The sequence below is a fragment of the Nitrosomonas cryotolerans ATCC 49181 genome, from assembly GCF_900143275.1.
Classification (GTDB): Bacteria; Pseudomonadota; Gammaproteobacteria; order Burkholderiales; family Nitrosomonadaceae; genus Nitrosomonas; species Nitrosomonas cryotolerans.
This window is the reverse complement of record NZ_FSRO01000001.1, coordinates 1,335,405-1,353,212: the sequence shown is the minus strand read 5'-3', so window position 1 is coordinate 1,353,212 and position 17,808 is coordinate 1,335,405. Positions and strand designations below refer to the sequence as shown.

Here is a 17,808-nt window from a genome sequence, read left to right as displayed (position 1 = left end):
AAGACCTTATTCAACTTGAACTTTATTCAATTCGAACTTTATAGTATCTCTATAATGATTGTTTGAACAGTTAGTGACCTAGCGTATTTCTAAGGAGTGCATCATGATCCATAACTTATTTAACAGCCTGAAAGAGTGCCCCGGTACCCAGGGTAAAAATGTGCAATTCTACTCACTTCCCGCGCTAGAGGAATCAGGTCTTGGTAAGATTTCACGATTGCCCGTTTCAATCCGCATCGTACTGGAATCGGTCTTACGTAATTTTGACGGTAAAAAAATTACCGAAGAACACGTCAGGCAACTTGCTGGGTGGAAGCCTAATGCAACCCGCACTCATGAAATTCCTTTCGTTGTATCTCGCATCGTACTACAGGATTTTACCGGCGTTCCGCTATTGGTAGATCTGGCCGCCATGCGCAGTGCCGCGGTGAGAATGGGGAAAGATCCCCAACTCATCGAGCCATTAGTACCTGTTGATCTAGTCGTTGATCACTCGGTACAGGTTGACTATTATGGCGATAAGGATGCACTCAGACACAATATGGAAATAGAGTTTTCCCGTAATAATGAGCGCTATCAGTTTATTAAATGGGGAATGCAGGCGTTTAATACGGTCAAAGTGGTACCGCCAGGCATCGGAATTGTACATCAGGTTAATCTGGAATACCTTGCGCGCGGCGTACATCAGAAAAACGGAGTGATTTACCCAGATACTTTAGTTGGGACCGACTCACACACAACAATGATTAATGCTATCGGGGTTGTTGGTTGGGGTGTAGGTGGCATTGAAGCAGAAGCAGGAATGCTCGGTCAACCCGTATATCTGCTAACACCCGATGTTGTCGGTGTAAATCTCACCGGTCGGTTACGTGATGGTGTTACAGCTACAGATTTGGTATTAACGATCACAGAAATGCTGCGTAACGCTAATGTAGTCGGAAAATTTGTAGAATTCTTTGGCGAAGGGACTGCCTCGCTGACCCTGCCTGACCGGGCTACCATTGCGAATATGGCACCTGAATATGGCGCCACCATGGGGTTTTTTCCTGTTGATGATGTCACCATTGAATACTTCAAAGGTACAGGACGCAGCAGCGAAGAGGTCACTACATTTCAAGCTTATTTCAAAGCACAGAAACTATATGGCATTCCACGTAAAGGCGATATCGACTACAGCCAGGAACTGGAACTTGACTTAGCGTCAGTTGCACCCTCGTTAGCAGGTCCTAAGCGCCCGCAAGATCGTATTGATCTTACTCACATTAAATCCCAATTCACCGCGCTTTTTGGCAAACCCAAAGCTGAGAATGGTTATGATAAGCAAGCAACAGATTTAAATCAACGCTATTCAATCCGGGACCATCACGATGGAAGCACAGAAGTTTGCACAAATATTGGTTACGGCAATCAAGATGAAAGTTATCTACCACCCGGGAGCGCCAGAAATGTATCAGAAATGGTCAGCAACCATCCAACACCAGATATAACAGACTCTGCCACCCATACACTCAATGACGCCGTTGATCTGGGTCATGGTGACATATTGATTGCGGCGATCACCTCTTGCACCAACACTTCCAACCCAAGTGTATTAATAGCAGCAGGATTACTAGCCAAAAAAGCAATAGAAAAAGGGCTGACCGTCAAACGCCATATCAAAACATCCCTTGCACCGGGCTCACGAGTCGTAACAGAATATCTCACTGCGACTGGATTATTACCTTATCTCGAGCAACTGGGTTTTAACCTGGCAGGTTATGGCTGCACTACCTGTATCGGCAATTCCGGTCCACTGGCTGAATCGATTGAAGAAGCTATCGTAAAGAATGATTTAGTATGTGCAGCTATACTCTCGGGTAACCGCAATTTTGAAGCCCGCGTTCATGCTAATATTCGCGCTAATTTTCTCGCCTCACCACCTTTAGTCGTGGCATTTGCTATTGCAGGAACGATATTAAAGGATCTCACAACTGAGCCGTTGGGTATTGGCAAGAATAATGAACCCGTTTGGCTGCACGATATTTGGCCAAGTAACGAGGAAATCCAGAGATTAATGAAATTTGCTACCAATGCAGAAACATTTCAGCGACTCTACAGCAATCTCACCCAAGATCATCCATTGTGGAACAATATATCTGCAACAACCGGTCAAGTCTACAACTGGCCCAAGTCAACCTATATTGCTGAGCCTCCTTTCTTTCACAGCTTCTCCATACAATTAACACCGCCCAGCCAATCTAGCGAGATCAAAAATGCACGTGCATTGGGCATATTTGGCGACTCGGTGACGACCGATCATATCAGCCCTGCTGGCGCAATTAAAGATAGCTCACCTGCAGGAAAATATTTACTTCAAGATGGGATATCTAAGGCTGATTTCAATAGCTATGGATCACGGCGCGGCAATCATGATGTCATGATGCGCGGCACTTTTGCTAATGTACGTATTAGAAACCTAATGATTCCAGATAGTGAAGGCGGCATCACTCTTTATCAAGAAAATGGTAATGTTGAAAATGTGCAAATGAGTATTTATGATGCTGCCATGAAATATCAAGCGAAAGGTGTGCCCATGGTGGTATTCGGCGGTAAAGAATATGGTACAGGATCAAGTCGTGACTGGGCCGCCAAAGGAACTCAGCTACTTGGCGTCAAGGCCGTGATTGCCAATAGCTTTGAACGTATACATCGCAGCAATCTGATCGGCATGGGAGTGCTTCCTTTACAATTTAAGAGCAATGATGGAGTCCAATCACTTGGAATTCAAGGCAATGAACAATTTGACATCCTCAATCTCGATAATATTCAGCCCCAACAACACGTTATACTTGTCATTCATAAACAAGATGGCACACAACAGAAAATTGAACTACTCTGCCGAATTGATACCGCAATTGAGGTCGATTACTATATGCACGGCGGCATTTTACCCTATGTCTTGAGAGAGCTAATGACAGCTTAATTCATATAACATATTACAAAGTTGCCTCGGAACACCTGGATCGAGGCAACTTTAATATTATCTGGGAATGCTCATATTAAAAAGACCGCTGCATAACTGGTTATCTCGGACTGGGCAAGATTTTTAAGTGTTTGCTTTATCAATGCTGCAAGTAATCAGAAAAGCTCAAAAACACAGTTATGCAGCGGTCTTTTAAAGTGCTATTGCTATGATGATACATTCACGCAGCAATGTTTTTGACAAAAAACACTGGTATTATTATTTTCTTTGACTCAATCCAATATTTTTTGCATAGCATTGTCTTCTTTTAGAGACAAAAAAACAGCTATCAACATGTTGACTTAATTTTTCTCAGCTTGATGTCGACCTGCTTTCTATCCATTCAAATGGAAAAATTGATTACTGTGCCTGTCATGCACTGAATTATTCGCATCGTTTAGCTATTTATTTCTGCATTCTTCTGCATTCCATTTCCACAATAACCAACACACATACTTATCGTGAAGGCTGCTTCGCTTCGTATAACTAAAGCGCCACCCCTTTCACATATTCCGGCCATATTAATGCTTGCCTGGCAACCTATATTCCTGATCAAGAGCAGATTTCCAGGCTATTGAGTTCTCATATGCTATCCGATTTTTGAGAACAATGGCTTTGGTAGCTGGTTGACTAGTCAGCTAGCCCTATATTTTAAACCGGGAATCGACATCAACATCAACAATAATAAAAACTAAACAGAATCTCTCAGAATCATATTCTTCATTTGCTCATTATCCAAACAATACAGTCCTGTCAAGCTAACACTCTGTTTCCTCGCATCATCTGTCTCTTTCTAGAGACAAATAGAATTCATACGGATCATATAGTTACTGTATAAGAACAAAAATACACATCTAATCAACAACAATTCACCATTCCCTGATTTTAATAAAATATTACAACTTATTGATTATTAATTAATAAAAATTAATGGCCCAATTCTTGCTTGTTAATTACATATAAATTAGAATTACAGGCTTTCCGAGATTTTCGGTTTTATAAAGTATCACCTCTATCAAGTTAGATAAAGGAACTTACGATGATATTACCAGCTAATAATTAGTCATCAGCATAATTATTATTATATAGAAATCGTACTTATATAGATTAGATCCTTTCTATAGTTCCCAAAATTAACTATTTTAAATGGAAGATAAATGAGAAATATAGTTCAGACAACGCATAAATTAAAAACCAATGCTATCCACCTTATCCAATCTCAGACAACCACCTTCCGCTCTAACTTACTTTCACCCAATAATAAAAAGTCACATACTGATAAAATACGGCTACAACTTCCCGCCAGAAGCAATCCAACCCATCATATTCCAACACCCGAAGAATTTGTTACCCATGAAAAACAAGAATATCTTCTGAAACAGAACGATTACAGTATTCATTTGGTTAATTCTCTCAAGCAACGGCTTGATACCAGCACACTGATTAGACGCATGTATACTTCCCGCGGCTATCATACTGAAAATACAACCCTCCTTTCATATGATCCCAATCAGGTTACTTTTGAAGCATCTAACAGCCAGACTCTCTTTGGTACACTGACGCTAGCTGTCGACTCAAATAAGGGCCTACTTGCCGATAAGCTTTATAAACGGGAAATTGATATGCTCCGCGCAAAGGGTAAGAAGGTCTGCGAACTATCAAAACTTGCTATCAATCCATTGCATAGTTCTAAAAGATTACTGGCTTTTCTATTTAATCTGGCTTATATCAGTGGACGCATCATCAACAAAGCGACCGATTTTGTTATTGAAATTAATCCACGCCATGCCGGATACTATAAACGTATATTAGGATTTCATCAGATTGGCGAGAAACGAATATGCCAACGTGTTAATGCGCCAGCCGTATTGTTACACTTGAAACTGGATTATGTAGAGGCACAAATTGCTTGCTTGGCTGGCTCCCGAGAACCACAGCAAAAATCCCTCTACGCTCACTTTCTTACCGAACACGAAGAGAGAAGAATCGCTAACCGAATGAAATCCAGGTTGATTGAACAACAATTCTATAACCAATCACAAGCTACAGCAGCATGTAATTAAACAAGATTAAACGCTTTTATTTTTTTATTTAATTTCACGGATTTCAACTATTCATCCCTGGCTTTGCTCTGCCAGACATTCCAAGTCTCATGCGAAGCAAGGATGCTCCATATCTCACCAGTATTCTACTAAGAAATCAGGCAAACCATATGCAGCACAAACTCACTGCTTATTATCGCGATTTTCTGTATTACTTAGATATCAGGTTATATCTACCCCTTTCCTAGAGGAAAAGAATTTCCAATTCAATAGCTGTAATCTGAATGCACCTAAATACATACAAGATTTACGTTATTTCCAAGATTAGCCAATTGATTATCATTGTTATGGCACACACTTAATGCAATTAGGTGAGATGATTGCACAGGAATTCATCGCTTGAACAATGAATAACACCCTTTATCTATGCCGATCAGGGTACGTCCATACCACAGCAACTGGCATTCAAACTGCATCCGATACGACAAACCTAAACTGTTTCTTTACTTCCCCGGTCTGAATCTCAGGGCTTCTCCGAGATTTTAATAAGAATCGAGAATAAACACTTATTCTCGATTAATTTCCTGCCCAGATCGGACTTGCTTAAACGGCAAATTGCTTCTCTTTTGCCCGAGGGGAAACAAAACCCATACCCACTAATCCAATGCCCAATAAGAATAATATGCCAGGCTCTGGTACTGGTACTGGTGAAAAGCTTGTATTTCCCGAACCAATAATTATTGCGTCAGTAAAATTATTAGGAGGCAGAGCAACGCCCGTTACACTGGTATTGACTCCATTAAAGTCTCCCACGGTAGAGCCACCAGCAAAAGCCGTACCACCAAAAAATCCGCCTACAGGTGTGGCATCAAACTCCACATTAAAATCACCTGCGGCCAACCCCGGGAAAACATGAAATCCACCGCTATGTGATCCCAACACTCCTGACAGGACTTTTATATCCTCTCCAGCACCAGCGGTAGTCACTATAGAACCACCAGACAGGCCAAATGCGGTATCCAAGGACAGATCCACAAAAAAATCAACCGAAAAACCAGTGAACGTACCGTCTACGCCCGATCCCGGTGCCATTGCGGTAGTTCCATTTCCGCTAAACAATGCGTAGAGTTGATAATTTACTCCTAACCCTGTTCCAAGAATTGGAGCTCCACCTAAACTATTACGAAAAGTACCAAAAAAACCACCGCCGGTTTCTGCAAATGTAAAACCAGTTTGATCTACTTCAGCTGTATAGCTAAAATCGATATAACGTGCATTAAAAGAGGCATTTGCCTCACCAACTGCACCAGGATTAACGGTAAATTCTTCCGCAAACGACAAACCACTCGGGATATGTGAGGCTAAGGCTGTTGAGCTGCTTAAGATTAATCCCGCCGCCACAAATGCCCCAGCCATTAAATGTTTCGACGAGTTAGATAATAATTTCATAATCTACTCCTTTAAATTGAATTGCGATAAATAAACCAGAGCCAACGTGTCGAATGGCTAGAAAAAACTAGCCATGTAAGATATATAAAGCAAATATTATGCCATTAAATATATCTATTTTATAAACAGCTTATTACAAGATTATCTTGCTATAGGAATAACGGAACACTAAATAAGGTGTAAAAAAATTCGACATAAAAACTGAATAATTGCGACTAAAATTGCCACTCTTATTGGATCTAAGGCCTGTTAATACTATCTAGCGTAGTATAAGGAATCACCGAAACCCAGCACCAACAGATCGGACATTACGTGCCGTGTCATGTACAAAAAATGCAATGACATCGAAAGCTTATTCCGCGAGCTCAAGGCATCTCGTCGAATATTCTCCAGATTCGGCAAACTGGATATCATCTGAGACCTTTGCAAAACCCCAGCAATTGAAAAATTAATTCTTTATAATCAACAGTAAAAAACCTCTGGCGAGGGATTTTGCAAAAGTCTCCATCTTTCTCTCATTTATCCATTTCGCTCTTTATTGTCGAAGCACTTAGATAGTGTTAACAGAATCTGGTAATCCCAGATATTACAGTTATTTGATATAGGCGAGAAACGAGCGATGACTAAAAAAACCAGTTCATTCTTTTGGCTCAAGAAATAGCAATCAAAATAAGAGTGTAAGAAAATTCGACACAAACAACAGACCGATATCGAGTGATTCAGATTATTTTGTAATTAAATTCGGAAAAATCACATTGGACCCAGCTTGCAGCCCCGGCTAATCAATTGGTAAGGTTGTTCAAATCAATTTTGATGTCTTATGCTACCCGGAATCATCCAGATTCTCTGCAAGCAGCTTCTTATTTGAAAGGTACTCATCAGACAGCCAAGCGCACTCACATTAAACAATCCCTTCCAAGCCGGTATTAGAACGTTTCTTCGATCTGATCATTCTTTTCGCATGGAAAAAGCGTTACACACGCTTCCTCGTTAGTCTGGAACCGTTAAGCGTGACAACGGCAAACGTAATGAACGCGCGCCAAACAAGGCACCCAACCCAATTCGTCCCAAAAATAAAGTACGGGGCGCATCATTTGCCAAAATTTGATTCAATTGCTCAGCGAGCATTTGTGCCTGTGACCAGGCTGCAGCCGATTGAGAGAAACGCCTTTTCTCACGTACGTAGCGAGAAAAGAGCAAGGGGGTTAGTTCAGGCTGCAAACCAAGCCCCAGGCTAGTTGCAGTAAGCCAAAAACGCTGAGTTGCCCGGCCTGCAGCCACGTAGTCATCTATCGTTTCGGGCGCTTTATGAGACAAAATAGCGAAGTGTGCCGCACAAAAAATACCTGGAATCAGGTCCATCTCAAGCCGCGGGATTAAATGCCCGGCTAAAAAAGTATTAAAAAAATGAACACGTTTCCAGCTTACCATGACCCATTGCATCAATTTCAGTGTCACCGCATCCAATCCCAACGCTTGATCCGGTACCTTATCCTCACTGAAACGAGTCCCCCATTCAATGATATCGCGATGAACAGTATAAGCTTCTGGCAGTGTCAGCCTAATTTTTGCATTATCAAACATTAACTTGGCCAAGCGCCAACGCTGTCCGCCGCTTGTAAACCAGCGCACAGTGTAATCTTTTCCAACAGCATCTTGCAGCGCCTGTTTTTGTAATTCGGTAAGCGGTGTAGTACGCATTGCGCGACGCTGTACAAAACGATGCTCAATATAGGGCAACAAAGGATCCGGCAACAGCTGCTCATCCGAGAATAGTTCCACAGAATAATCAGGATGCGTATCCTCCGATTCAGGTTTCCGTTTAAATATCGCTTGCAAGCCGTGCGCACTGGCAGCGATAGCGAGCGTTTCCAACAACGCACCATGAGCAATCTGGCTTGGATGGCCATCCAGGTCATAGACACAATGATCTCGAGTATCAAATGCGTGTACCACTAAATGGCGTTCGTCGATGACCTCAAATCGCCAGGGTTGTGTGTTATCACCACTCGGCGCCCAGCGAGCAAGCTGGAGAATATCAGCAATAGGTTGAGGAATAGAACACATTTATAAATCCAGTTTTCGTTTAGCAATCGTAATTGCGAGACGCTGTAGAGGATTCCGGTTACCGCCCGGGCGCCACGTGCGAGCGAGTTTCTTGCAGTAGGGATCAAAATGATATCCTCTGGGTGCCGCCCGGACAGGGCCACGATTTAGAAGGATCTTTAAAACTTCAGTTGCCGCAACGCCAGCACAAAGCTGGCAGGCCATTATCGTGGATGGGCCCTTTTGTCCGGCCAGATCGACTGTTGCAGGATCGACCAGATAATCCATTTGTAAACGTGCCGGAGCCAGCCCCATCAGGAAGCGCAGGGGTTTTTCTATCTCGGGACCATCCTCTAAGCGAAAATAATCATTGAAACTCATACCCCCAGGTAGAAAATTAAGCACCGCTACACCCATCCCCAGCGGCGCAGCAGTGACAGCAGGAATACCTTTTAACTCGCAAGCATTAAAAACCTGTTGACGAGCTTTGAAAGCGAAGAAATCCAGGCCATCAACATAAATATCCACGCCATCCAGGAACTCTTCCAGATTGTCGGCCGTCACCCCATCGGAAAATGCTTTGATTTCAAGCTCAGGATTAATGTCCCGCGCCTGGCGAATCATCACCGCAAGTTTATCCTGACCCAGCGTACTTAAAGTAGCGCCCGCCTGTCGGTTAAAATTAGCCAGATCGAAAGTATCAAAATCAGCCAGATGAAAAACACCAATCCCCAGTCTGGCTAATGCCAACAAATGAAAACCGCCAACGCCTCCCAATCCCCCAATAGCGACACGTTTTTTACGCAACGTCTGTTGCTCAGCCTGAGTTACCCAGCCGATATTACGCGAGAATGCAGTTTCATAGCTAAACCCGGATTCCATTATTCACACTCTCCACACCAACTGTATTTATTATAGAATATAGCATTAATCATGAATCGCTACCATAAATGAGCAATCTTATTCTATTCTTTCGAAATGTGACCAACTCAGGTTATAGTTGACTTTTTCAGCCAAAAACACCTTCTTGATAGACTGACACATTATGCGAATACTTTGGCTAGATTTTCTATTGGCACTCCGCAATATCGTACGCCAAAAGCGCCGGAGTGCTATTGCCTTGGGTTCGATTGTATTTGGGATCGTCGCTCTAGTCCTGGCCAGCGGATTCATAGAATTTATATCGTGGGATTTTCGCGAATCCACAATCAAATCACACCTGGGCCATCTGCAAATCGTGCGGCCAGATTATCATGCCGAAGGAAAAGCCAACCCCAATGCTTTCCTCCTGCCAGATACCATCCCTGAATTCGACATACCAAACGAGCCACCCCACATTACGACCATCACTCCACGGCTTTCCTTTAGCGGCCTAATCAGCTATGGCGAGTCAACACTTTCATTTATCGGTGATGGCGTGGATCCGGAAAAACAGGCCGTCTTTGAAAATGAACTCCTTATTTCATCAGAAGAAAATCTCTCTGCTGATAATCCGATGCAGATTATTATTGGCACGGGGCTGGCTCGCAATCTCGGGGTGAATGTAGGCGACCAGATTGTGCTCCTGGTCAATACCGTATCGGGAGGCATTAATGCGATTGAAGTGACTATTCAGGGGCTCTTCTCTACAGTCACAAAATCCTATGACGATAATGCACTCCGGTTACCTATCGAAACGGCTCGACAATTACTGCGCACACAAGGTTCACATAGCTGGGTGATATTGTTAGCTGATACCGCACAAACCGATGTCATACTGACACAGTTACGTAACCAATTGCCACCCGACAAATTTGAAATCGTGCCATGGTATGAACTGGCTGATTTTTATCACAAGACGATGGCACTTTTTGCCAAACAGGTTCAGGCAATCAAAGTAATCATCGCCTTTATTATTTTGCTCAGCATCTCCAATACCATGATGATCAGCGTAATGGAACGAATTGGTGAGATAGGTACTATCATGGCACTTGGCGTAAAACGCAGCGGCGTGATACGTTTATTCCTAAGCGAGGGCATTCTGCTGGGCTGTATTGGTGGCCTGCTTGGTTTGGCGCTCAGCTTACTGCTAGCCCATATCATCTCCGATATCGGCATCCCGATGCCCCCTCCTCCAGGAATGAGCTATGGTTATACTGGAGAGATTCTAGTTACCCAGAACATCGCACTGGAATCGCTGATACTCGTTGTGAGTACAACAATAATCGCCAGTTTTTATCCTGCCTGGAAAGCGTCGAGGATGCAGATTGTCGATGCATTAAGGCACAATCGATAGATTGATTTAAATTATGTTTAGATTTACGTTGCGCAACATCATTCGTCAAAAAGCACATACCGCCATGATACTGGCAGCTATTATTTGCGGTGTAGTGGGTACTATCCTTGCTGGCGGCTGGGTGCATGATATCTTTATAAAACTGGGTGAAGCACTGATTCACTCACAATCAGGGCACTTGCAGATCTACATGAAAGGGTATCATGAAGCCGGCTCACGTACGCCGGAAAAATATCTGATTTCAGAGCCGAACGCAATCCGGCAGCAAATCATCACGTTACCCGAGATAGACAGTGTTATGGCACGCCTGAATTTCTCAGGCCTGCTTAACAATGGACGCAGTGATTTACCCATTATCGGCGAGGGTGTAGAACCCGATCTGGAGGCAAAGCTTGGAAGCGCCATTACGATAACGGCAGGGCGCCAGCTAGTCGATACAGATGTCTTTGGGATGATACTTGGGCAGGGAGTTGCCCGGGGTTACGATTAAAACCCGGTGATCACGTAACGGTGCTGACCAATACGCTTGAAGGTACATTGAACAGTTTAGATTTCGAGATAATCGGCATATTCCAGAGCTTTTCTAATGATTACGATGCGCGTGCCGTTAGGATTCCGCTGGCTGCTGCTCAAGAATTACTCAGCACACAAGGGATTAATGCCTTTGTCATCTCACTGAAGGAAACAAACGATACCGAACGCGTCGCAACCAGACTAAAAAGCCAACTGGATTCTGCCGGGCTGGAAGTCAAAACCTGGGTTGAATTAAACGACTTTTATGAAAAGACCGTAGAAATGTATAAAGGACAATTTGGCGCCCTACAGCTAATTATCCTGATCATGGTTGTGCTAAGCGTTGCAAATAGCGTTAATATGAGTATCTTTGAGCGGATGGGGGAATTTGGCACGATGATGGCATTAGGCAATCAAGGTAGTCAGGTATTCCGCCTCATCATTAGCGAAAGCACCGTACTCGGGCTCATTGGCAGCAGTCTCGGTGTGGGAATAGGTGTACTACTGGCATGGGTTATCTCAGCTATAGGCATCCCTATGCCACCACCACCGAATGCTGATATTGGCTATATAGCTCAGATCCAGATCGTTCCCTCTGTATTACTATTATCTTTTATGATGGGTTTAGGTGCAACAGTTCTAGCAGCCTGTCTTCCAGCCAGGCTGGTTTCTCGCACACCAATTGTCGATGCATTGCGACAAAATTTCTGATCAGAATGTGTAACGTACTTCAGTATAAACACGATCACTATCGTCAAAGCGTCCAAAAAAACCAGTGGAGCGACCACCAAAAATATCTGCTCCAAGTACCATTCGCCAGTTTTTTACGAAGTTCCAGGATAGTCTTGGCCGGAGCATCCAATCGCTACGATTGAGACTATGAATCAGCAATACTTGTGTTTCCAGGTTTTGTCTGAGTTGGCTATTCAGTAAAATACTGGCACCACTCTCCTGCTCGTCTGGAATAACATCTGGGTCATGTGCAAGATGGATACGCTGAAAAAATTGTAGATTCATGCGGGTCTCAACCGGCAAATTAAAATCAAGACCCAGCACATAATCAAGCGTATCCTGTCTGACCAAGCCATTCATCTGGGCAGGACGTGTTACATTCAATCTGCGCCCGTCTGTATAAATCAACTCACCTTTCAACACTGCCGTACCAAGATCTTTTGTAAAGGTTAGCCCCGCCTGATCAATTGGCTCATGACGTGCTTGAAATACGAGCGGTTCGGTCGGCCCGCTGACCCGAAAAAAAGTAGGGGCCGCATCCAGACTATGATAGTAAAAAGCCGAAATATCCCAACCATCGATTAATTGAGACAGGCGCAGTCCATAGTTTGAATGTGCAATATTCCGTCCCGATTTATCTTCATTCAAGAAAGTCGCTGCAACAGGAAATGAAAAAGGGAAAAACTCTCCATCTGGTTTTCCTGTTTTATCAAAACTGGCGATCGGTATCCACAGTAATTCTGCATGAAAATCACTTTCTGCATGAGTATATTCGGCGCGTACCGCCCACTGTGGAATACGTAATATATCAAAATCGGGTAGGACAAATTCACGCATATCCTTGGCAGATGCCACATCAGCGAAAAATAATCCAACCATCTCGCCCCATACTACGTGCTGACGGCCCAGACGAAAATCAAAACTCCCTGCGGAAATATCCACATAATTTTCACGTATAAAAAATTCTTGACGTTGGTCTCGGCGAACCGAACCCGGATAGAAATTAGATAAATCATAAATAGCGTCATAATCAAAACGACCGCTAATTTTCCATTTTATGTATTCATTCAGTTGTCCACTCCGTGACAACTCATTACGTAGCCTCGCTTTAGAAAAATGCGCGGGATCGTTATAAGCATATGCCACCTCTAATTGAGAAAATCCTTGCCAGCCCGTTATCCATTTTTTCCAAACAGGTATAGATGGTGATTGCTCTGTATCGATTTCATTACTACCGAATAAAGCTTCACGTGTGGATACTGCTAATATTACATCATTCCGTATATCGGATTGGGCCAGGCTGAACAATGGAAAAGCAGCCAATACAACAACCCATAAGATATGTTCAAATTTACGCGGGCGGCTCATCCGCTGTGTTTGAATATATGCTCTGCAGTCTCCTGGTTCGTACGGCAGTACTCTCTGGCTATCGCCGCTTCTTCATCCAATTCAATATTGGGTAACGTAATTTGACCATCCTCGATGCGCACCAATCGATCCGCCATTGCCATAACACGTTGATCGTGAGTAGAAAAAATAAACGTTGTTTTGAAATGACAATTAATCTCTTTCATCAATTGCAAAATACTATCACCCGTCTTATGATCCAAGTTCGCAGTCGGTTCATCAGCAAGAATGATTTTCGGCTGTGTTGCCAGCGCGCGGGCAATCGCAACACGTTGCCGCTGTCCGCCACTCAATTGATTAGGTCGATGATCAGAAAATCTCGACAGACCCACTATGTCGAGAAATTTTACAACGCGCTCACTCCGGTCTTTTGTACTCAATTCCTTAAACTGTAATAGCGGATATTCAACATTTTCTTCTGCTGACAAAACAGGGAATAAATTAAATGTTTGAAAAATAAAGCTAATCGTTCTTGCTCTAAGATCAGATAGCTCGTCAGGCGTTTTACCACTGATATCCTGACCATTAATATATATTTTTCCAGCCGATGGCGTATCAATGCAACCAATCAAATTAAGCAATGTGGATTTACCACTGCCTGATGGCCCGGCAATAGCCAGAAAAGCCCCATTTTCAATATTCAAAGAAATATTTTGAAGTGCCTGGACTTGTTGCTCGCCCAAGGAGTATTCTTTACAAACATTTTCGATTCGAACAATATTCATTAGATTCGTCCTAAAATCTACAAACCCGTAAAAAGACGATATTCTATATGAGGAGCAAGCATGAAACAAAAACTTTCACAATTCTGGTCAGCCAGAATTTTCTTATTTATCGCGCTACAAATACCTTACCCATTATTAGCTGAAGCAGTCGAAAATCACCACTTACCAAATGATATAGAATCTGCTCTGAGTATATTAAAAAAGGCTGACGAAATTCGCTTTCCAGATGAGAGCTTCCAGGTAGATGTACACATCAGTACCACATCACCTGACCAACAAACAGACATCAGAGAATACCAGATTCTATCCAAGGGCAATGAAAACAGCGTGGTAATGGCTACTGCGCCCGCTTCCGAGCGAGGTCAGATTATCCTGATGAAAGGCCGAGATCTATGGATATTCATGCCCAGTGTTTCACAACCAATACGCCTATCTCTTTCACAACGATTGACTGGCCAGGTTGCCAATGGGGATCTTGCGCGTGCCAATTTTACCGGTGATTACAATCCGACACTCCTCCGCATAGATACGATTGATGACAAAGAGTATTATGTATTAGAACTCATCGGCGTTGATCGGAGTGTAACCTATCATAAAGTTCTATACTGGATACAACGATCAAATTTCTGGCCATATCGCGCTGAATTCTACTCGCTCTCTGATCGCCTACTCAAAACAAGTCGTTATGAGGATTTCCAGCAAGTACTTGGGAAGCTTCGTCCGACACGTCTTGTCATGGAAGATGCACTACGTAAAGATGAGGTATCTGTACTGGAATACTCATCAATGACATTGCGTAATTTACCTGACAAGGTTTTCACCAAACATTACCTAAAAAAACTATAGTAATATCTCAAGTTATATTCTGAAGAATTAAACAAAAACAAGATATAAAAACAATATCTAAAAATTCACCCTGACGGAAACAGTTATCAGCGTAACTTAAAATTTGACATCCCCCCTTCCTAAACGAAGGGGATTCCTAGCGACTTATTAAGCCGTTAAGAGTAGGTTTGTATTGCTACTGCCACTGGTTCCTGCTTCTTAGACGAAACTAACGTTTCAACTCCACAGGCTAACAAGCGATGTCCTCGCTCAAGTACATTCAAGGCACCTACCAAGTCGGCATTGGCTTTAAATCCACATTCTGTACATTCAAAAGCACTTTGGCTTTTGCGATTGTCACGACTAACATGTTGACATCCAGGGCAGGTTTGAGAGGTGTATTGAGGGTTTACCTTCAATACATCCCCGCCTGAACAAGCCTGTTTATACTCCAAGAACGAAACGAACATTCCCCATCCTTGGTCAAGAATGGATTTGTTTAGACCCGATTTCGCTTTGACGTTTTTACCATGCTTTTCAACACTGCCCTTGGCACTCTTAGACATGTTTCCTATCTTTAAATTCTCAACTACGACCATTGCGTGATTTTTGCTGATTTCGGTTGAGGTTTTGTGTAAGAAGTCTAAACGAGCATTGGCAATACGCTCATGCAGTCGGGTAATGATTTGTTTCTGCTTTTTCCAGTTAGCAGAGAAACGGACTTTTTTAGACAGCTTACGCTGTTCAAAAGCCAGTTTCTTTGATAACTTTCTGAAACTGTTTAAAGGTTCTACGTATGAGCCGTCTGACAAGGTTGCAAAGCGGGTAACGCCCATATCAACACCAATCATACTGGTTGAGCTATGACGCTTTAGCTCGGTCTCGTACTCAGTCTGAATCGACACGTACCAATAACCGCCTTTACGGGAAATCGTCATATTTTTAACGTCACCAATGACTTGGCGTGAATTACGATATTTCACCCAACCGATTTTAGGCAAGAACACTTTGCTAGACTCTTGCTCCAGCTTAAATCCTTGTGGATAACGAAAGCTGTCACTCAAACCTTTTTTCTTGAATTTTGGAATCCGTTTTAAAGGCTGTTTTTTATCAAAACCGTCTTTGAACGCTTTTTCTAAGTTTTTTAAGGCTTGTTGCAACGGTTGAGAATGAACGGTTTTTAGAAATCCATAATCTTCTGAGGATTTCCATAGCTTTAGCCAAAATGACAACTCGTTGTACCAAAGCAATGGCTGTTTCTGCTCTAATCTGAACAGATTCATTGCTAAGGCTTTATTCCAAACAAACCGATTAGCACCCGCAAACTCAACCATCTTCTGTATTTGGTCAGAATTTGGACTGAGTCGAAATTTAAAGGCTTTGCGTATAATCTGCTTCATGGTTATAATTATACAAAAAGGAATTAGTCTATGCAAGCTAATAACGATGTAAGAACAGGAAGGCATTGCATTTTTAATCTTCATGTTCATTTGGTCTTTGTAACAAAATACCGTAGAGATGTTTTCTCCGGAAGGGTATTAATTGATTTGGAAGAAATATTTAAAAACGTGTGTTTGGATTTTGAAGCAGAATTGGTGGAATTTAACGGTAAGCATGATCATATTCACCTTTTAGTTAACTATCCACCAAAAATTGCTATTTCTAACTTGGTAAATAGTTTGAAAGGCGTTTCAAGCCGACTTATTCGCAAAAAGAATTATCCCGAAATTAAAAATAAGCTTTGGGGTAATATGCTTTGGAGTCCAAGCTATTTTGCGGGTAGTTGTGGTGGAGCACCACTCTCGATTACACTCTCGATTATTAAGCAATATATTGAACAACAGCAAAGACCGCATTAAACAGGCTTCGCCTGTGCGCTTATATCTCCGCCCTGAAGGACGAAGTTTTACGCGCTATTTGATTAAACAGGCTTCGCCTGTGCGCTTATATCTCCGCCCTGAAGGACGAAGTTTTACGCGCTATTTGATAAAAATTACTGCAAGAGGCGAGTACAATGACACAATCAGAAAAAGGCAATCATAAGAATACGTTTAATCGATATTTCCAAATTGTACCCGCCTTTTCCGAAGCTTTAAAAGACGAAGTCTATCGTATCCGACACCAAGTCTATTGTGAGGAATTGGGATTTGAGTCGGCACAATCGAATAAACGGGAAACGGATGAATATGATATTGACTCATCACATCTCTTAATTCGTAATATTCAGAGCAACGAATTCATTGGCTGCGCTCGCATTATTCGTGTTCATTCGGTCAACCCGCATTGCTTGTTACCATTCGAAAAAACCTGTGCCGATACGCTCGATAGAACCATCGTCGACCCAGCAAAATTACCACGCCATAAAATTGCCGAAGTATCCCGTCTTGCCGTCATTGCCAAATACCGTAGGCGGAAAAGCGACACAGCAAACGCGATTAGCATTTCAAGTGAAGATTTTGGTACAGCAAAACAACCTCGTTTTCCTTATATACCAGTCAGCTTGTATCTTGGCTCAACCAAACTGGCCAGTTCTTATGGGATTGAAAATGCATTCACATTGACAGAAGAGCGACTAGCCAATCACTTCTCCAAATTGGGCTTTGATCTTCAGTCCATAGGCGGCCCTATCGAGCATCATGGAAAACGTGTTCCTTCTATGTTCAGTGTAAACGGTACTATCAATAAAATGTATCCACCCTTACGCCCGCTTTACCAAAGTATCGCAGCAGATATTGACGCACATATACCCATCGATTCCCGAGATTCTAATAAATAAGCGGGTAATCCAATATA

14 protein-coding genes are annotated in these 17,808 nt (G+C 42.7%); 8 read left to right on the top strand and 6 right to left on the bottom strand.

The window, feature by feature from the left end:
* Positions 1-103: 103 nt before the first annotated feature.
* Positions 104-2,962 (top strand): aconitate hydratase, encoded by a 2,859-nt coding sequence (locus BUQ89_RS06050; RefSeq protein WP_028462326.1) that lies wholly within the window; start codon positions 104-106, stop codon positions 2,960-2,962.
* A gap of 1,196 nt (positions 2,963-4,158) precedes the next feature.
* Positions 4,159-5,064, top strand: a complete 906-nt coding sequence (locus BUQ89_RS06045; RefSeq protein WP_051537720.1) for an N-acyl amino acid synthase FeeM domain-containing protein — start codon at positions 4,159-4,161, stop codon at positions 5,062-5,064.
* A gap of 582 nt (positions 5,065-5,646) precedes the next feature.
* Here the strand turns inward: BUQ89_RS06045 and pepA are convergent.
* The 3 genes from pepA to BUQ89_RS06030 form a co-directional block, all read right to left on the bottom strand.
* Positions 5,647-6,492 (bottom strand): flocculation-associated PEP-CTERM protein PepA, encoded by an 846-nt coding sequence (gene pepA, locus BUQ89_RS06040; protein WP_028462325.1) that lies wholly within the window; start codon positions 6,490-6,492, stop codon positions 5,647-5,649.
* A 990-nt stretch (positions 6,493-7,482) separates the two neighbouring features.
* Entirely contained in the window at positions 7,483-8,559 is a 1,077-nt protein-coding gene (locus BUQ89_RS06035; RefSeq protein ID WP_028462324.1) for a nitroreductase family protein, read from the bottom strand.
* A complete protein-coding gene (locus BUQ89_RS06030; RefSeq protein WP_028462323.1) occupies positions 8,560-9,420 on the bottom strand; it encodes a ThiF family adenylyltransferase in 861 nt (286 codons plus the stop codon).
* Between the two features lie 163 nt (positions 9,421-9,583).
* Here BUQ89_RS06030 and BUQ89_RS06025 point away from each other — a divergent pair, with 163 nt between their 5' ends.
* From BUQ89_RS06025 to BUQ89_RS14150, 3 genes are read left to right on the top strand one after another with little or no spacing between them, the layout of a single operon-like run.
* Entirely contained in the window at positions 9,584-10,813 is a 1,230-nt protein-coding gene (locus BUQ89_RS06025; protein ID WP_028462322.1) for an ABC transporter permease, read from the top strand.
* 13 nt (positions 10,814-10,826) lie between these two features.
* Complete coding sequence (locus BUQ89_RS14155; protein ID WP_245812917.1) at positions 10,827-11,303, top strand: ABC transporter permease; 477 nt, start codon at positions 10,827-10,829, stop codon at positions 11,301-11,303.
* 20 nt (positions 11,304-11,323) lie between these two features.
* Positions 11,324-12,037 carry an ABC transporter permease gene (locus BUQ89_RS14150; RefSeq protein WP_245812916.1) on the top strand — a complete coding sequence of 238 codons (714 nt, stop codon included), beginning with the start codon at positions 11,324-11,326 and terminating at the stop codon, positions 12,035-12,037.
* Here the strand turns inward: BUQ89_RS14150 and BUQ89_RS06015 are convergent, their stop codons facing one another.
* Together BUQ89_RS06015 and BUQ89_RS06010 are read right to left on the bottom strand one after the other, a co-directional pair.
* The gene (locus BUQ89_RS06015) at positions 12,038-13,426 is read right to left on the bottom strand and encodes a DUF1302 family protein (protein WP_051537719.1); all 1,389 of its coding nucleotides are present in this window, start codon (positions 13,424-13,426) and stop codon (positions 12,038-12,040) included.
* Positions 13,423-14,190, bottom strand: a complete 768-nt coding sequence (locus BUQ89_RS06010; RefSeq protein WP_028462320.1) for an ABC transporter ATP-binding protein — start codon at positions 14,188-14,190, stop codon at positions 13,423-13,425. Before BUQ89_RS06010 ends, BUQ89_RS06015 begins: the two co-directional genes overlap by 4 nt.
* Positions 14,191-14,250: 60 nt before the next feature.
* Between BUQ89_RS06010 and BUQ89_RS06005 the strand changes: the two genes are divergently transcribed.
* The gene (locus tag BUQ89_RS06005; RefSeq protein WP_028462319.1) at positions 14,251-15,036 is read left to right on the top strand and encodes an outer membrane lipoprotein-sorting protein; all 786 of its coding nucleotides are present in this window, start codon (positions 14,251-14,253) and stop codon (positions 15,034-15,036) included.
* Between the two features lie 155 nt (positions 15,037-15,191).
* Here the strand turns inward: BUQ89_RS06005 and BUQ89_RS06000 are convergent, their stop codons facing one another.
* Positions 15,192-16,415: an RNA-guided endonuclease InsQ/TnpB family protein gene (locus tag BUQ89_RS06000; RefSeq protein WP_074202527.1), complete on the bottom strand. Its 1,224-nt coding sequence runs from the start codon at positions 16,413-16,415 to the stop codon at positions 15,192-15,194.
* A 30-nt stretch (positions 16,416-16,445) separates the two neighbouring features.
* Here BUQ89_RS06000 and tnpA point away from each other — a divergent pair, with 30 nt between their 5' ends.
* Both tnpA and BUQ89_RS05990 read left to right on the top strand, forming a co-directional pair.
* Positions 16,446-16,874 carry an IS200/IS605 family transposase gene (gene tnpA / locus BUQ89_RS05995; RefSeq protein ID WP_074202526.1) on the top strand — a complete coding sequence of 143 codons (429 nt, stop codon included), beginning with the start codon at positions 16,446-16,448 and terminating at the stop codon, positions 16,872-16,874.
* A gap of 155 nt (positions 16,875-17,029) precedes the next feature.
* Positions 17,030-17,791, top strand: coding sequence for a PEP-CTERM/exosortase system-associated acyltransferase (locus tag BUQ89_RS05990; protein WP_028462401.1), 762 nt, complete (start codon positions 17,030-17,032; stop codon positions 17,789-17,791).
* Positions 17,792-17,808: the final 17 nt, after the last annotated feature.